At 39.6% G+C, this 15,679-nt stretch carries 16 protein-coding genes; 9 read left to right on the top strand and 7 right to left on the bottom strand.

What is annotated here, in order from left to right:
• Positions 1–48: 48 nt before the first annotated feature.
• Genes AC4PL9_RS07075 through AC4PL9_RS07065 form a run of 3 tightly spaced genes read left to right on the top strand, consistent with a single transcriptional unit; the run spans position 49 to position 2,232 of the window.
• Positions 49–429, top strand: a complete 381-nt coding sequence (locus AC4PL9_RS07075; RefSeq protein WP_491604049.1) for a hypothetical protein — start codon at positions 49–51, stop codon at positions 427–429.
• Between the two features lie 13 nt (positions 430–442).
• Positions 443–1,057 carry a hypothetical protein gene (locus AC4PL9_RS07070; protein ID WP_491604048.1) on the top strand — a complete coding sequence of 205 codons (615 nt, stop codon included), beginning with the start codon at positions 443–445 and terminating at the stop codon, positions 1,055–1,057.
• Positions 1,058–1,083: 26 nt separating this feature from the next.
• Positions 1,084–2,232 (top strand): hypothetical protein, encoded by a 1,149-nt coding sequence (locus tag AC4PL9_RS07065; protein WP_491604047.1) that lies wholly within the window; start codon positions 1,084–1,086, stop codon positions 2,230–2,232.
• A gap of 197 nt (positions 2,233–2,429) precedes the next feature.
• Here the strand turns inward: AC4PL9_RS07065 and AC4PL9_RS07060 are convergent, their stop codons facing one another.
• The 3 genes from AC4PL9_RS07060 to AC4PL9_RS07050 all read right to left on the bottom strand — a co-directional run bounded on the left by AC4PL9_RS07060 (position 2,430) and on the right by AC4PL9_RS07050 (position 5,814).
• The gene (locus AC4PL9_RS07060) at positions 2,430–3,395 is read right to left on the bottom strand and encodes a D-2-hydroxyacid dehydrogenase (RefSeq protein WP_491604046.1); all 966 of its coding nucleotides are present in this window, start codon (positions 3,393–3,395) and stop codon (positions 2,430–2,432) included.
• Positions 3,396–3,415: 20 nt separating this feature from the next.
• On the bottom strand, positions 3,416–4,477 hold the full coding sequence (gene serC, locus AC4PL9_RS07055) for a 3-phosphoserine/phosphohydroxythreonine transaminase (protein ID WP_491604045.1): 1,062 nt from the start codon (positions 4,475–4,477) through the stop codon (positions 3,416–3,418).
• A 65-nt stretch (positions 4,478–4,542) separates the two neighbouring features.
• Entirely contained in the window at positions 4,543–5,814 is a 1,272-nt protein-coding gene (locus AC4PL9_RS07050) for an aminotransferase class I/II-fold pyridoxal phosphate-dependent enzyme (RefSeq protein ID WP_491604044.1), read from the bottom strand.
• Positions 5,815–6,009: 195 nt separating this feature from the next.
• On the opposite strand from AC4PL9_RS07050, the gene AC4PL9_RS07045 reads away from it, so the two are divergent.
• Genes AC4PL9_RS07045 through AC4PL9_RS07020 form a run of 6 tightly spaced genes read left to right on the top strand, consistent with a single transcriptional unit; the run spans position 6,010 to position 11,291 of the window.
• Positions 6,010–6,825 (top strand): outer membrane protein assembly factor BamD, encoded by an 816-nt coding sequence (locus AC4PL9_RS07045; protein WP_491604043.1) that lies wholly within the window; start codon positions 6,010–6,012, stop codon positions 6,823–6,825.
• 2 nt (positions 6,826–6,827) lie between these two features.
• Positions 6,828–7,139 (top strand): DNA-directed RNA polymerase subunit omega, encoded by a 312-nt coding sequence (locus AC4PL9_RS07040; protein ID WP_343785781.1) that lies wholly within the window; start codon positions 6,828–6,830, stop codon positions 7,137–7,139.
• Positions 7,140–7,144: 5 nt separating this feature from the next.
• Positions 7,145–8,356: a bifunctional phosphopantothenoylcysteine decarboxylase/phosphopantothenate--cysteine ligase CoaBC gene (coaBC, locus tag AC4PL9_RS07035; protein ID WP_491604042.1), complete on the top strand. Its 1,212-nt coding sequence runs from the start codon at positions 7,145–7,147 to the stop codon at positions 8,354–8,356.
• Positions 8,328–9,254 carry a type IX secretion system protein PorD gene (gene porD / locus AC4PL9_RS07030; protein WP_491604041.1) on the top strand — a complete coding sequence of 309 codons (927 nt, stop codon included), beginning with the start codon at positions 8,328–8,330 and terminating at the stop codon, positions 9,252–9,254. The genes coaBC and porD overlap by 29 nt, the downstream gene beginning before the upstream one ends.
• A complete protein-coding gene (gene recN, locus AC4PL9_RS07025; protein ID WP_491604040.1) occupies positions 9,254–10,915 on the top strand; it encodes a DNA repair protein RecN in 1,662 nt (553 codons plus the stop codon). The genes porD and recN overlap by 1 nt, the downstream gene beginning before the upstream one ends.
• A complete protein-coding gene (locus tag AC4PL9_RS07020; RefSeq protein WP_491604039.1) occupies positions 10,905–11,291 on the top strand; it encodes a DUF423 domain-containing protein in 387 nt (128 codons plus the stop codon). The genes recN and AC4PL9_RS07020 overlap by 11 nt, the downstream gene beginning before the upstream one ends.
• Here the strand turns inward: AC4PL9_RS07020 and AC4PL9_RS07015 are convergent, their stop codons facing one another.
• Genes AC4PL9_RS07015 through AC4PL9_RS07000 form a run of 4 tightly spaced genes read right to left on the bottom strand, consistent with a single transcriptional unit; the run spans position 11,292 to position 15,676 of the window.
• Positions 11,292–12,035: a tetratricopeptide repeat protein gene (locus tag AC4PL9_RS07015; RefSeq protein ID WP_491604038.1), complete on the bottom strand. Its 744-nt coding sequence runs from the start codon at positions 12,033–12,035 to the stop codon at positions 11,292–11,294.
• Entirely contained in the window at positions 12,026–13,777 is a 1,752-nt protein-coding gene (locus AC4PL9_RS07010) for a BatD family protein (protein ID WP_491604037.1), read from the bottom strand. The genes AC4PL9_RS07015 and AC4PL9_RS07010 overlap by 10 nt, the downstream gene beginning before the upstream one ends.
• A gap of 1 nt (position 13,778) precedes the next feature.
• Positions 13,779–14,522, bottom strand: a complete 744-nt coding sequence (locus AC4PL9_RS07005; protein ID WP_491604036.1) for a tetratricopeptide repeat protein — start codon at positions 14,520–14,522, stop codon at positions 13,779–13,781.
• On the bottom strand, positions 14,519–15,676 hold the full coding sequence (locus AC4PL9_RS07000; RefSeq protein WP_491604035.1) for a VWA domain-containing protein: 1,158 nt from the start codon (positions 15,674–15,676) through the stop codon (positions 14,519–14,521). Before AC4PL9_RS07000 ends, AC4PL9_RS07005 begins: the two co-directional genes overlap by 4 nt.
• Positions 15,677–15,679 lie beyond the last annotated feature (3 nt).

Below are 15,679 nucleotides of genomic sequence, written 5' to 3'. Positions count from 1 at the left end.
TAATCGAAATCCGGAATGAATTCCAGAAACATTTAAACAAAACGGAAAATGAAAAAGATCATTCTATTGACCCTCTCAGTATTGCTTATTGCAATCTGTAGTTCATGTGATCCGGTTATTAAAGTCAAAAAAAGGGTTAATAATCTATCTTCTTATGATATCCGGTTTGTCATGAGTGATAGTACTATAGTGATAGTCCCCAGTCATTCAACGATAGAACTCGGAGAGGAACAAGACTATGCAAACAGATTGTCGGAAAATTATCAATGTGATAATGCTTTATCTATCGGATGGTTTGATTATCCATTGGCTATTCAGGGAGGAGATACTACTGTAATAACAAATCCACTTACGAACTGGTCGTTCTCGAAGTTTGAAAAGCGAAAAGGGGAGTGTGTATTAATTATATCCGATTCAGATATAGAATAGTAAATCCGGTAAAATGAAATGCTCTGTTTTGTATTCGTCCATTATACTCAGCCTCTTGTTAACAACGGGGTTGTTGATACAATCTTGTTCAGAAGGAAAAGAATCAGAAGAGCTGACCGAAAAAGAAAAATTAAGTTCTGATACAGGAAATGACTGGGAGAAGAGTCCTTGTGAGTTATTCGGAACTTCTGATCTTAGTAAAGTTTTTGGACTTAATGGAGCAGTTGTGGATCTGCAGCCAGACGAGTATGCAGGAGGAAAGATCAAAGTGTGTCGGTACGAAATAAGAGAAAAGGATCAACAATTTTCAGCTTTGATCATCCGGGTGGAAAGAAATGAGAATACTTCAGGTGACCGGTTAAAGCAGCGGATGAAAGAATTGAAAGAATACGGAGCTCCATTGGCAGGAACCAAAGAAACTCAAATTTATGCTTCTGTTGAAAATCTGGGAACTGAAGCTGCTTTTAGTGAGAATATTCCCTATGATAAAAATTTGGTAATCCGGGTGGAAGAGCGGTTTCTTATCAATATCGAATACAATAAATTCCTTAATGGAGGAGAAGAAATAGGTGCGTTTCAGGGATGTCTTTCCCGAGTAGGAAAGTATCTACTTGAATACTATAAATAAATCAGCAGTAATAAATAATCACGTATATGAAAATTAACTTTAAAACTTCGGCAACGCTTTTTTTAGCAGGCCTGTTAGTCTTTTCGTCATGTAAACAGAAAGAAGAGGAAGAAACAGCCGGTGCAATTGAACTTTCGGGTGACCAGAACACGCCCAGAACATTGGAAAACCGTTTTGAAAGCCTGACTACTCCGGATTATATTGTACGCGGGACTTTCAGCGTCAATGCTGCAGTAACGATAGAACCGGGAACTGTTATAGTTATGGCACCGGGATCACAAATTGTAGTAGACGGTTCAGGATCTCTTAAATCTGTTGGAACTGCTGCTCTGCCAATTCGTTTTACGGGGGAGTCAAAGTCAGCAGGAAGTTGGAACAAAATACTTTTTATGAGCAACAATGCAAACAACCAGATGGTCTATACGATTGTTGAACACGGTGGTGGTGATGGGAGTTACGATGCTTCCGTTTATTGTTATCAAAACGGAAGACTTGCAATGAGTAATAGTACGATTCGAAACGGAAACAATTATGGAATATTGGTTTACACACCTGAATTTACACTGTCGGACTTTTCGGACAATACAATTCACGATATCCAGTTGGCACCTGCTTTGATTCAGCCTTCTCATATTGATCTGTTTGACGGAACTTTCTCTGCTTATGACAACGGGTACAACCGTATCGAAGTAGACTATGGCGAAATAGGGGTGACTAAAACCATTCATTCTACAATGGTGCCTTATTTTATTCGTTCGGGAAATATAGAGGTAGTGGCTCCGGTGGAATTAGAGCCCGGTGTGAATATGACTATGGGACCTGGTTCTGGATTTTCTGTGTCCGGGAGTGGTTCGTTTAAAGCTATTGGAACTGTGTCTAATCCTATCACAATTACAGGAGAACAATCGGTGAATGGGTATTGGAACAGTATTCGTTTTATTGGATCCAATAATCTGAATAATGAATTCCAGTACTGTACCATTTCATACGGAGGTGGAAATACTTCCTGGGATGCAATGTTGTATTTGTATGACAATTCACGTATGCGAATCGGTAATTCTTTGATTTCAGATAGCCAAACGTATGGAATTATGAATTATGGAGGAAGTAATACGCTGGTAGATGACGGAAATAATGTGTTTTCTAATAATCAATCGGGAGATATAGGAAACTAAACTGCCGCCTGAGGTACAGGTGTAAAACAACCCTAGTATCACACACCTGGCTTTCTATTCTGTTCTTTCAGCTTGAGGATTAGCTGAAATCAAAAAACTCTATGTTCTCGAATTTCTGCAGAATAGAGAAATCCTTAGGTGAAAAAAACAGGGCTATCATTTGATAGCCCTGTTTTATAGTGAGATAAAACAGTATCTTATTTACTTCCGAAAGAACTTACAATCTGATCTGCCAGTTCAAGTCCAATTCGGTCCTGTGCTTCTACAGTCGCTGCACCGATATGAGGTGTACAGGCTATTTTTTCATGTTGAAGAAGCTCAGCCCATGGAGTAGGCTCGTTTTCATACACATCAAGAGCCACCTGAGCAATTTTCCCATCATTTAAAGCGGATAAAAGAGCTGCTTCGTCAATTACACCACCACGTGCTGCATTTACGATGCGAACACCTTCTTTCATCAAATCGAACTCTGCTTTCCCGAATACAGCACTTCCATCAGTTTGTTTAGGAACATGAATAGAAATGAAATCAGCTTCAGGAAGCAATTCTTTCAACTCTGTTGAAGGTGTGATTGTTACTTGTACTCCCTCTGTACCTGCGATAGGAACTGTAATCTGGACATCTTTCGTCTGATGATCGGTAGCTATTACTTTCATACCAACTCCCAGGGCATATCCGGCAAGTGCCTGACCGATTCTTCCGAATCCGACAACAAGTAGTGTTTTTCCTCGTAATTCAACACCTTTCGAATATTTTTTCTTTAAAACTGAAAATTGCCCGTTTTTACATTCAGGCATATTACGGAAAGAGTCATGTAGAGAACGTGAGATCGCAAATAACTGCCCCATAACCAACTCAGCTACAGATTGAGAAGATGCGCCGGGTGTATTGATTACCTGAACCCCTTTTTCACGGGCATAAGCAACATCTATGTTATCCATTCCTACACCACCACGCCCGATCAGTTTTAGATTGGGACAGGCATCAATTAATTCTTTTCGAGCTGTCGTAGCACTTCGTACAAGAAGTATTTCGATATGCTCGTTGTTTATGTAATCAATTAAATTCTCTTGTTCTACTTTATCTGTAATTACGGTATATCCCGATGCTTCAAGGCTTTTCTTACCTTCAGGAGATATTCCGTCATTAGCTAAAATTTTCATGGTATACTGTTGGTTTTTAATTATAGTTTTTTCATTATGTCGACTAACACCTGAACACTTTCAAGTGGCAGAGCATTGTACATGGATGCGCGATATCCTCCAAGCGTTCTGTATCCTTTCAGACCGACAATTTCTGCATCATTCCATAGTTGATCAAAACGCTCCTTATCAGCAGCTTCATCAGTAAGGAAGAAAACAACATTCATATTGGATCGGTCTTCTTTGTTTACAGATGTTTTAAATTTCGGGTTACTGTCAATTTCATTGTACAATAATTCCGCTTTCTTGTTATTCAGTTCTTCCTGTGCTTTAACACCTCCGTTATTGATCAGGTGACGGAGATTCAACATGGAAACATACACCGAGAAAACAGGAGGAGTATTAAACATAGAATCTTTTTTCTGGTGTACAGACAAATCCAGGTAAGTCGGCAGAACTCCAAACGATGATTTTCCGAGAACTTCATCTTTCACAATGTATAGTGTAGCTCCTGCAGGTCCCAGGTTTTTTTGAGCACCGGCATAAATAAGATCAAAATCAGCTACATTGAATTCACGGGAGAATATATCGGATGACATATCACACACCAAAGGTTTCCCTGTTTTAGGGAAGGATTTGAATTGTGTTCCAAAGATGGTGTTGTTTGACGTAATGTGAACATAGTCAACATCTTCCGGGACTACAAAATCTTTAGGAATATAGGTGAAACCATCATCTTTAGATGAAGCAATAACCTCTACTTCGAGCCCGGCCATTTCAGCCTGTTCAATAGCCTTACTTGCCCACTGACCGGTATTAATGTATGCAGCTTTTTTATTTTCACGCGCCATATTCATTGCTGTGATAAGGAAACCAAGACTGGCTCCTCCCTGAAGGAAAATAACAGAATAACCATCAGGTACATTAAGCGCTTTCTTTACCAGGTTTTGGGCTTCTTCCATCACCGCTACGAAATCCTTACTACGGTGAGAAACTTCCAAAATGGAAAGACCATTAAAATCAAGAACCGCTTGTGAAGCTTCCTGAAATACTTCTTGTGGTAAAATACATGGACCAGCTCCGAAGTTGTGTTTTTTAGACATAGCTAAATAATTTAAGGTTATTGAATTCACTATAAAAAAAGCGCCATCGGAGGCGCTTTCAGTTATTATTTATCTGTTTCAACTGTTGCCAGTTGCTCCGACTGATACTCGCCTCTGTCCAGCTTTTCCTGACACTTTATAAATGTTTCTATCGTATACGTAACATCTTCCAATGTGTGAACCGCTGTTGGGATCAGACGTAACATAATTACATCTTTAGGAACAACAGGATAGGTAACAATTGAACAGAAGATATTGTAATTCTCACGTAAATCAAATGTAAGATTTGTTGCTACCGCAAGGTTTCCTTCTCCTTTCAGGAATACAGGAGTAACCGGAGAATTTGTATGACCGATGTCAAAACCAGCTTCTTTCAATCCCGATTGCAAAGCAGTTGCTACTTTCCAAAGATTTTCACGCAATTCAGGTTTTGTTCTCAACAATTCAAGACGCTTCAACGCTCCGATTACAAGCGGCATTGGAAGTGACTTGGCAAACATTTGAGATCGCATATTGTAACGCATATATTCAATAACACTCTCGTTGGCACAAATAAATGCTCCAATAGAAGCCATCGACTTCGCAAATGTTCCGAATAATATATCAATTTCCTCGTGAACTCCCTGTGCTTCTCCGGCACCACGTCCAGTTTCACCACAAGTTCCGAAACCGTGTGCATCATCAACGAACAAACGGAATTGGTACTTGCCTGATTTTCGGAAATCAACAAGTTCTTTCAGTTTTCCCTGATCTCCAGCCATTCCGAAAACCCCTTCAGTTATAACAAGGATACCTCCACCTGTAGACTCTACAATTTTTGAGGCACGTGCCATTTGCTTATCAAAGCTTTCCATATCATTGTGTTGGAAAACAAAACGTTTTCCGGAATGCAAACGCATACCGTCTATGATACAGGCATGAGATTCACTATCGTAAACGATCACGTCGTGACGATCAACCAGACAGTCAATAGCAGAAACCATCCCCTGATAACCGAAGTTAAGCAGGATACAGTCCTCCGTATTCATAAAGTCAGCGATTTCATTTTCAAGTTGCTCATGATAAACAGTCTGACCTGTCATCATTCGTGCCCCCATTGGATAAGCCATTCCCCAGTCCTTAGCTGCTTTAGCATCAGCTTCCCGAACTTCCGGGTGATTTGCTAAACCAAGGTAGTTGTTTACTGACCATGTCAAAACTTCTTTACCTCGAAAGATCATTTTATTACCGATCTCTCCTTCTAGTTTGGGAAAAGTGAAGTAACCATGAACGCCTTTCGCGTATTGTCCGATAGGACCGCGATTCTTCATTAACTTATCAAAGATATCTAAAGCCATACGTCTTTTTTTCTTTCTTAATCGAAAATTACGCTGCGAAATTACTGGAAATGTTGACCAGTAACAACTTTTTCACAGAAATTTATTCACAGGAGCCGGTTAGTGATGGCTAAAAAATCTAAAAAAATCACAATTTATGCACCTGATCTTTCGTTTGGAAGGAAATACATTACTTTTGCAGTCAAACAATTTAATATGAGGTCTGTTTTTATTTTTCTTTTGCTGATAGGTGTCGTTAGTATTTCATCCTGTTCGAACTACAATAAGATAGCGAAAGGAGATGATTACGAGCAAAAGAAGATCTATGCCGACAAGTTTTATACCAACGAGCAGTGGGATCGTTCTGCTACTTTGTATGAGCAAATTTATCAAAGGTATTCGAAAGGACCGGTAGGGGAGGAATCCTATTTTCGTCTGGCAAAAAGCCACTACATGATGGAGGATTATTACCTGGCTGGATATTATTTTAAAAGTTATTCGGAGCGTTTCTTTTTAAGTCCTTTTTCCGAAGAAGCAACTTTTTTAGGGGCAATGTGTGCTGTGAAGAACTCTCCAAATTACACACTTGATCAGACAGAAACCCGGTCAGCACTTTTAGAACTACAGAACTTTATTGACATATATCCGCAAAGTAATTTAGTAGATAGTTGTAATTCCATCATGGATCGTTTGCGCTTAAAACTGGAGCAGAAAGCTTATGAGTCAGCAAAGCTTTATGATAAGATGGAAAACTACAGAGCTTCAGTTACGGCCTTTGATTCATTTGTGGAAGAATATCCAACCAGTGATAAACGTGAAGAAGCTCTTTTTTTGGCCACAAAATCTCAATTTTTGCTGGCTCAAAATAGTGTTGAGAGTAAAAAATACGATAGATTTGAGGATACAATAAAAAGAAGTCGTAAATTTGCGTCTCTTTTCCCGAATTCGAAATACTTGAAAGACATTGAGAGTTTTCGTGAAAAATCGGAGAAGGAACTCGAAACAATACGTAAAACAAAAATTCAACCATAAGGATGAACTTTAAAAATTCAACTGCGGAGCGTACAACTATCACACGGGATGTGGTAGATTTACAAGAGAAAACAGGAAATGTTTATGAATCGATTGTTGCTCTTGCAAAGCGTTCTAACCAAATCAATGTGGAACTGAAAGAAGAGTTAACACAAAAGTTGCTTGATTTCGCTTCACATACAGATAACCTTGAAGAGATTTTTGAGAACCGCGAGCAAATCGAGATCTCTAAATTCTACGAACGTCTTCCAAAGCCTGTAGCTATGGCTATTCAGGAGCTTCTTGAAGATAAGACGTATATCAGAAAAGCATAATTCTCATGCTGGCGGGGAAGCGTATCTTGGTCGGTGTAACCGGAGGGATTGCGGCTTACAAAACCCCAATGCTGGTAAGAGCTTTAATAAAACTTGGGGCTGAAGTCAAATGTATAATGACTTCAGCCTCTTCTGCTTTTGTTACCCCTCTGACTCTTGCTACGGTTTCTAAAAATGAAGTGTACACGGAACTTTTTGATCCGGTTACTGGGAAATGGGCAAACCATGTTGAATTGGGATTGTGGGCGGATGCCTTTGTGATTGCTCCACTTACGGCATCGACATTGGCAAAAATGGCAGTTGGACATTCGGATAACTTGTTACTCACAACTTATTTGTCTGCAAGATGCCCTGTTTTTGTTGCTCCCGCAATGGATTTGGATATGTACCAGCATCCTTCCACTTCGGAAAATCTCAATAAATTAACTAGTCAGGGAGTGCAGGTGATACCCGCTGAGTCGGGAGAGTTGGCAAGCGGGTTGTCAGGGCAAGGAAGAATGGCGGAACCGGATGCAATCGCAGAATTCATTCAGTCCTTTTTTGTTTCTGAACGAAATAACGATTTGGCAGGGGTTAAAGCACTGGTGACAGCCGGTCCGACCTATGAACCTATTGATCCGGTTCGGTTTATAGGTAATCACTCTACAGGTAAGATGGGAATTGCTTTGGCTGACGCACTGGCTGACAGGGGAGCGGAAGTGATGCTTTGTTTGGGACCTTCAGGATTCTTGCCACGAAATAAAACAATTGAACTTAGGCGATTTACAACAGCCGTAGAATTATTGTCATTGGTGCGGGAACATTGGGGATTCATGAATCTGGGAGTGTTTTCAGCAGCAGTAGCCGATTATCGTCCGTCTCATGTAGCGGATCAGAAAATCAAGAAGTCGGAAGACAGTATGGAGCTTCGGTTAGTGAAGAATCCGGATGTATTGTTTTGGGCAGGTCAGAATAAATCAGATCAACAAACACTGGTTGGATTTGCTCTGGAAACAACGAATGAACTTGAACACGCCAAAGGTAAGTTGACGAAGAAGAACCTGGATCTGATTGTATTGAATTCCCTGAGAACGGAAGGAGCCGGATTCGGACACGATACAAATCAGGTTACTTTATTGGATAAAAACAATAATTGTGTAAATTTAGAGTTGCTATCAAAGATAGAAACAGCTCAAAAAATTGTTGATTATGCTAGAGAAATTCATCAGAGTAAGTAAGTTGTGGGTAATAGCAGCGGTAATGACCGTTACCAGTTCAAAAGCTCAGGAGTTGCTTTGTGAGGTGAATCTAGTTACGGATCCAAAGTTACAGATCACTACTGTTGATAAAGACATTATTGACAACATAACGAATGTTGTGAAAGAGTTCATGAATAATACCAGATGGACGAAAGATGAATTTGAGATAGAAGAGCGAATTAATTGTATTATTCAGTTGAGTATTGAAAATATACCTTCAACAGGGCAGTATAGTGGTTCGATACAAATTAATGCCACGCGACCGGTTTACAACTCTAATTATACCACAACTATTTTTAGTTTTAAAGACAATAATCTTGATTTCAGATTTGACAGAAATCAGATTCTACAATACTCGCCGAATCAATTCCGGGATAACCTGACGTCTATACTGGCCTTTTATGCCTACATGATTTTGGGGTATGATTACGATTCGTTCTCGTTGGAAGGAGGAACAAAGTATTTTGAAATGGCACAACAGATAGTAACCTTGTCTCAGGGGGGAGAAGGTGACGGATGGAGATCGAATGATTCACGCAAGAGAAATCGTTTCTATCTGATAGATAATGCACTTCAGCAGTATTTTTCTCCGCTTAGAAAAGCGTATTATGAATACCATAGGAAAGGTTTGGATATATTGTATACGGATATTGCCAAAGGGCGTAAAGTAATAGTAGAAACATTAAAAGGGCTGGAACCTATCCAACAGTCACGTCCCGGATCTGTTAATATGCAGATTTTTCTATCTTCCAAATTAAACGAGTTAAAGGGATTATTCTCGAAAGCGGAAATGGCTGAAAAAAATGAAGTTGTGGCACTTCTCAAAAAACTTGATCCGGCTAACGGTACAAAGTACGAGGAAATTCTGACTGCCTGATGTTAAAAAATCTGTCTATACGTAATTTCGCATTAATTGATAATGTCGATCTTGATTTTGATAAAGGATTGACCGTAATTACCGGAGAAACGGGATCCGGAAAGTCCATTTTACTTGGTGCGCTGCATCTCCTTCTTGGAAATCGGGCGGATTTTTCTGTTATACGCAATCAGGAAGAGAAAACGATTGTAGAGGGACACTGGATTATCGGTGATTATAACCTTTCGGGATTCTTCGAGAGCAAAGAGCTTGAATACGATCCGTATTGTATCATTCGAAGAGAGGTTCTTCCTCAGGGAAAATCAAGAGCTTTTGTTAATGATACACCGGTTCCTCTGACAGTACTAAAAGAACTGACAGACAAACTTGTACAGATAAATTCACAGCATCAGACCTTACAACTGAAAGATAAATCGTTTCAGCTTAATCTGCTAGACGTTTTAGGAAATTGTATTCCAGAATTGGAAGCGTATAAAGGGGCTTTTGATGCATACAAAGCACAGGAGAAGTCTATACGTGAGTTAGAAACCGAATTAAGTGAATCCTTACAGCAACAGGATTATATTCGTTTTCAGGTAGAAGAGCTCGAAAAACTCAATTTTAAAGAGAATAATTATGACGAGCTGATTCTGGAGTTGAAGAAGTCGGAAAATGCTGAGTTTTTGCTCAAGAATATTCAGGAATCAGTTGAAATAACCGATTCCGGAGATGGAATAGTTGCTTCATTGAAACGATTGGAAAATCTGTTGCGGAAATCAGCGCAATTTGATGAAAGCCTTCAGGAATATGAAAACCGGATCAGTTCGGTTGTGATTGAAATGAACGATATCAGTGCGGAGTTAAACAATTACGCGGAAGGTATTGCGATTAACCCCGGTAGGTTGGATTGGCTTGTTGGTGTTGTCGATGATTTTCAACGTATACTGAAAAAGCATAATAAAAAGGATCAGGTAGAATTAAAGAGCTATCTGGATGAGCTGTCCGGTCAGACTGAGAGCTTTTCAGTATTGGAAGAAAAGCTTGAAAAGGAACAGAAAAAACTGGAAAAGTATTTTAGTAAATGGCAACAAGCAGGAAAACTATTGTCTGAAAAACGGAGAAAAGTAGCTCCGGTTATCGTCAAAGAAATTTTGCCATTGTTGGAAGAGCTGAAATTGGAAGGATCACGAGCAGAATTCCGGTTTACGGAAAAAACAAATGCAGATCGAAGTGGGTTCGAAAGTGTTGATTTATGCTTTTCTCCCAATCAGGGAGTTGCTATTCAGCCTATTGATAAATCGGCTTCGGGTGGAGAGTTGAGCCGTTTTATGTTAGCGGTAATGACGTTGTTTAGTGAGCGAAAGCAGTTGCCTACCTTGATTTTTGATGAAATTGATACGGGAGTGTCTGGAGATGTTGCCGGACGTATTGGTCTTTTACTGCGAAAGATGGGAACACATCGTCAATTAATGGCGATTACACATTTACCACAAGTTGCAGCATCAGGACATATTCATCTTTCGGTAAATAAATCGACACAATCCAACAGAACGGTAACGGAGGTAATACGTTTGAAAGAGGAAGATCGTATTGTCGAAATAGCGAAGTTAATGTCCGGAAAAAATTTAACAGATGCGGCACAGGAAAATGCTGCAGTATTATTGAAGACACATGGAAATTAAATCGAAAGGTTCTGCTATTTGGGGAATTGTTCTGATGATCCTTGCTATTACAGGTGGAGCAATGGGAGCACATGCACTGGAAAAGGTACTTACGGAGCAATTACTGGAATCCTACCAAACAGGAGTAGATTATATGCTGTATATGGGCTTGTCGTTGTTACTGCTTTCTCTTTGGCCAAAGGAGTTGGTTAAAGTCGGAACAGTGTTAATCAAAGCCGGTATTGTTTTGTTTTCCGGCTCTATTTTTGGACTTGTTTTCCTGAAAAATGGTGGAGGAGATGCACCAATCCCTTTGGTAATCGCTACTCCGGTTGGAGGGACTTTAATGATAGCAGGGTGGATTATGTTACTGCTAAAAGTTGCGCTCCGCAAATAATCAATACGTTTGTATTTCTGATTTCTTTACCCAACCTACATTATCTTGTGAAAGACGAATTTCTACCCATTCTTCATTTTCGCGGATCAACTTTACGCGTTGACCTCCAGGAATAGAGAATAAGGTCTTGTCTGAATTACTGGGAGACGCTTTTGCATTGGTGGTAGCAAGCGTGACAATGCCATATTTCTCAGAAGTAAGATAATTATATTGCCAGATAGATAATCCCAGCGTTAGCAGTGCAAGAATAAGCGAAATACTTATACCGGAAAGAGCTAACCGTTTTCGGATTATACCAGTTGCGAAGAAGAAATAAAAAAGACTGACACCAAGAGGAATAAGAAAAATCAGAGTGAGAATGGCCCAGAAATTTTTACCTGACGAAAATAACAACCGATACAAAACTCCTGTATTGCTTTTCCATTCTCCCGGAAGCCCGGTCTTTTCATAGGCCAAACGGACATTGAAAAGAGCATCTTCGTGATTCGGTTTGATTTTCAGACATTTTTCATACGCCCATATCGCATGTGGATATTTTTTCTGTTTATAATACGCATTTCCCAGGTTATAAAAGGCCTCAGCATCCAGAGGAAATGCATTGATGTGTTCAATAAACAGATCGGATGCATTTTGATATTCCTCTTCATTATAGGCTTTCTTTCCGGATTCAAACTGTGTTTGTGCCGGAGCAGTAGTTACAAAAAATAAGGAAATCCATATATAGAACAACTTTCTTAACTCCATGACTGATCGAGGTTAGTAATTATTGAACGCATTCTATCCGGAAGATTTTCTTCCTTGTCTGTGCTAAAACTGGTATATTTTATGAGTTCAAGCTTTTCAAGAATAGCAAACCATTCGCTACGGTCTTTCTCTGAAATAGAATGTGCTGAAAAAGCCGCTTCTATACTCTCTTTTGAAAGCTCGGAAGGCGCACATTTCATTTTTTTTGCAAGATACGCCTGTAGTGCCCGAAGACCTTCGTCTGCAAAAGATTTAACATCTCCTTTAATCCATAATTCCTGTGCCTTGGCAAGTTCTCTTTGTGCTAATTTTGATGCACGCTTACTTAACCCGGCAGCAGCAATTTCATCTCCGTTATCTCGTCGTTTTTTCAAAATAACTCCCGATCCGACAGCGACAAATGGAATAAGAATAATCAACATCCAGAAAATGATTGTTTCTACAAGGAAATGATCGTCTTTCAAAGATGGAGCATCTGAGATATAACGGAGTCCCTTTCCTTTTACCTGAACATCACGTTGTACACTTCCGTCCGCTACGGCTTCAAACTCACTTTTCTTTATTGACAGTTTTTCTTTTGGGATTTCAATAGAAACGTATCGTTTTTCTTTAGGATTGAAATAAGAAAAATACATAGGGTGCCAATCATACTCTCCGCCTTCCTGAGCCTGAATGGTAAATTCGTATTCAATGGAGCCTTCACCTCCCTGATAGCCGAGTGACACATTTTCCTTTTTTACCGGGTCGCCATATTGTTCAAATGCTTCGGGGAGATTGAGTTCAGGAGTACGCAATAAATGGATGTTTCCTTTCCCTTCTAACCTGACGGTGTATACAAAAACATCCCCTTCTTTCAGATCATTTGCTTCCAGTCTCGTTGTTGCTTTAAAATCTCCTACAGCTCCACTAAAACCTTTGGGAGCTCCTGACGGTAACGGGCGAACTTTTATGCGGGCGCTTCCTGATTGAATGCGGGTATAATCTGTAAAAAAGAAATTTCCCTGATAACCCAGTTGAATACTAAACGGCGTACAGTTGATCTCACCGGCTTCTTGAGGAATAACCAAATCCTCTGAAATTTTCATCGTCTGAAAGCCTATTCCTTCAATTTTTTCATTTTTAACCTGAAGATTGTCCAGATTCTTAAAAAGATCTGTTTTGTGAGCAATCCCTTCGATCGATAAGGGTTGATAATCTCCAACATCCGTAATACGTCCTCTGGAGTATACTTTCGATGAAATAATAACCGGCTCGCCTACATAAACTTCCGATCTACTGGTGTTAATGATGCCAAAGAAAGGTTTGCCAAGGTTGCTTTTTACAGAATTAGAGACAGGTGGGGCTTCAGAAATTTGAATAGTCAGCGGATTTAGCTCAATTACTCCTTTGCTGTGCTTATAGGAGGCATTTTTTATCAGGTAAGTCCCTTTTTTGGATGCCCGGGCAATATACTTGAACACATACGTCGTTTCCGTTTTCCCTGAGTTAACCGGTTTTCCATTCACAATAACGGTCCAGTTACCTCCGGAAGACTGAATTTGTTTGGTTCGGTTAAGAACACTGATTTCATTCGGAAATTCAATATCAACGGTTCCGTTTGTATTGGCTTCCACAATGACCTCAAAGGTTTCATTTGTCTGTATTTGTGATGGATTGAGTTTTAAAGTAGCCTTAAACTCTTCATCCTGTGCAAACCCAATTGCAACAAATAGCAGTGATATGAAAAAAATGAAACTCTTCATGCTACCAGTCTTTCTTTTTATGTTCTGAAACGGGAACTCCTTTGTCTTTTTCTTTGTCCATCTTCTCTTTGGATTTTTCTTCTGCTTGCATCAGTGCGTCCAGTAATTGTTCTGTCTGATCTTGTGAAAGCTGTCCGTTTTCTCCGTTTTGCTTATCAGAAGAGGAGTCGTCTTTATTCTCGTTATTGTTTTGATTATTTTGACTGTCCTGTTGATCCTGATTTTCATTTTGATCGCCTGAATCCTGATTTTCATCATTCTGATTATCCTGATTCTGGTCGTTGTTTTGATCTTTATTTTGGTTTTCCTGTTGCTGTTGTCGCAATGCATAAGCCAGATTATACCGGGCTTTCTCATTACTAGGATCTTGCCGGAGAGCCTCTTTGTATGCCTCTATGGCTTTGTCTGTTTGTTTATTTTTGAAATAGGCATTCCCAAGGTTGTAATTGGCGGTACTTTTATCCGTTTTGCTTATTGCATTTTCGGTAGCTTCTTCATACCCTTTTACGGCATCTTTGAAACTTCCGGAACGGTAGGCCGACTGATTAATCAGGTCAGTGATGTTAACTCCTTCAGGAGCCAGACTTTGTGCATCCCGAAAATGTTTCAGTGCTTCCTGATAATTCCCGTTTCCAAAAGCTTCCTGCCCTTGTTTAAAACTGGTACGCCATTCCTGAGCAACTACCGAAAAAACATTCGATAGAGCGAAAAGAAAAATAATATGTATCCAAAGTTTACTCATCATGATTTTATCAAATTAGTAAACAATCCCAATCTGTTGTCTGTCCAGATCATGGATAGAATAAGAAATAGCAGAGAAAGTAATGCAAATGTCGTTCCGTGTTGTTGACTTATTTTAAACGAAGCACTGTCTACTGTTCCTTTTTCCATTCTCTGTGTTGCTTCAATAAGAGGTTTGAAGTTCGGATAACGGGATGACTCCATTAAAAATGTTCCACCACCGGTTTCTGCAATATTTTTAACAAGTTCAGGATTAACACGGGAAACAACAATTTCTCCGTTTTCATCTTTTTTGAAACCACCTCTGGATTCCGGAACCGGTCCCCCTTTTGATGAACCTAACCCGATAGCGTGAACAATGATATTTTTCTCACGTATAAGAGACATCACTTCATCCGTATTCCCCTCGTGATTTTCACCATCTGTAATGACAACGATAGCTTTTGAAGTTTCGTCACCGGAAAACGATTCCAGAGCTAATTGCAATGCATCAGGAATATTAGTTCCCTGATTAGAAATCATATCTGTGGATACCTCATTGACAAAGAGTTTTGCGGCTCCGTAATCATTGGTTAATGGTAATTGAGGGTAAGCTTTACCTGCAAATACGATCAGTCCGATCTTATCACCATGTAATTGATTAATCAATTGGATCAGTCCTGTTTTTGCTGCTGATAATCGATCTATACGTTGATCCATATCGGGGACAAGCATGGATTTGGATATGTCCAGGGCTACAATGATCTCCATGCTTTCTGCTTTTCCTCCAACATCTTTACTGCCAAACTGAGGGTTGGCGAGCGCAATAATCAGAAAAGCAAAAGCATTTCTGAAGAAGAAGAAGCGGAGAAATGTATTAGAAGAGGATAAGGGAGAGAAAATAATACCTCGTAACCGATTTGAAAACTGAAATAAAACCTTATTTCGCCAACGGATATTGAGCAAAAACAATACAATAAATAAAGGAAGAACACTCAATAAAAGAAGTAAACGGGGATGTTCGAACCTCAGTTGCTCACCACTGGGAGGAATTTCATCAGTGAGAACATTCCAACCGAGGGTAAATCCAAGTAATAAGAAAACTCCCCAGAACAAAACTTCCCAGACAATTACTCCTATTGTAATCCATGATGATTTATATGTTATCTGTTCTTTCATGAA

Source organism: Wandonia sp. (assembly GCF_984588085.1).
The sequence above is the reverse complement of the archived record's forward strand: the minus strand, read 5'-3'. Positions and strand labels throughout refer to the sequence as shown.

What these genes read in the sequence shown, in the direction of transcription:
- AC4PL9_RS07065 (WP_491604047.1), top strand. Translation starts at nt 1,084, where the DNA reads ATGAAAATTAACTTTAAAACTTCGGCAACGCTTTTTTTAGCAGGCCTG.
- AC4PL9_RS07020 (WP_491604039.1), top strand. Translation starts at nt 10,905, where the DNA reads ATGGAAATTAAATCGAAAGGTTCTGCTATTTGGGGAATTGTTCTGATG.
- AC4PL9_RS07015 (WP_491604038.1), bottom strand. Translation starts at nt 12,035, where the DNA reads ATGGAGTTAAGAAAGTTGTTCTATATATGGATTTCCTTATTTTTTGTA.
- AC4PL9_RS07010 (WP_491604037.1), bottom strand. Translation starts at nt 13,777, where the DNA reads ATGAAGAGTTTCATTTTTTTCATATCACTGCTATTTGTTGCAATTGGG.
- AC4PL9_RS07060 (WP_491604046.1), bottom strand. Translation starts at nt 3,395, where the DNA reads ATGAAAATTTTAGCTAATGACGGAATATCTCCTGAAGGTAAGAAAAGC.
- AC4PL9_RS07045 (WP_491604043.1), top strand. Translation starts at nt 6,010, where the DNA reads ATGAGGTCTGTTTTTATTTTTCTTTTGCTGATAGGTGTCGTTAGTATT.
- AC4PL9_RS07040 (WP_343785781.1), top strand. Translation starts at nt 6,828, where the DNA reads ATGAACTTTAAAAATTCAACTGCGGAGCGTACAACTATCACACGGGAT.
- coaBC (WP_491604042.1), top strand. Translation starts at nt 7,145, where the DNA reads ATGCTGGCGGGGAAGCGTATCTTGGTCGGTGTAACCGGAGGGATTGCG.
- AC4PL9_RS07000 (WP_491604035.1), bottom strand. Translation starts at nt 15,676, where the DNA reads ATGAAAGAACAGATAACATATAAATCATCATGGATTACAATAGGAGTA.
- recN (WP_491604040.1), top strand. Translation starts at nt 9,254, where the DNA reads ATGTTAAAAAATCTGTCTATACGTAATTTCGCATTAATTGATAATGTC.
- AC4PL9_RS07005 (WP_491604036.1), bottom strand. Translation starts at nt 14,522, where the DNA reads ATGATGAGTAAACTTTGGATACATATTATTTTTCTTTTCGCTCTATCG.
- AC4PL9_RS07070 (WP_491604048.1), top strand. Translation starts at nt 443, where the DNA reads ATGAAATGCTCTGTTTTGTATTCGTCCATTATACTCAGCCTCTTGTTA.
- AC4PL9_RS07050 (WP_491604044.1), bottom strand. Translation starts at nt 5,814, where the DNA reads ATGGCTTTAGATATCTTTGATAAGTTAATGAAGAATCGCGGTCCTATC.
- serC (WP_491604045.1), bottom strand. Translation starts at nt 4,477, where the DNA reads ATGTCTAAAAAACACAACTTCGGAGCTGGTCCATGTATTTTACCACAA.
- AC4PL9_RS07075 (WP_491604049.1), top strand. Translation starts at nt 49, where the DNA reads ATGAAAAAGATCATTCTATTGACCCTCTCAGTATTGCTTATTGCAATC.
- porD (WP_491604041.1), top strand. Translation starts at nt 8,328, where the DNA reads ATGCTAGAGAAATTCATCAGAGTAAGTAAGTTGTGGGTAATAGCAGCG.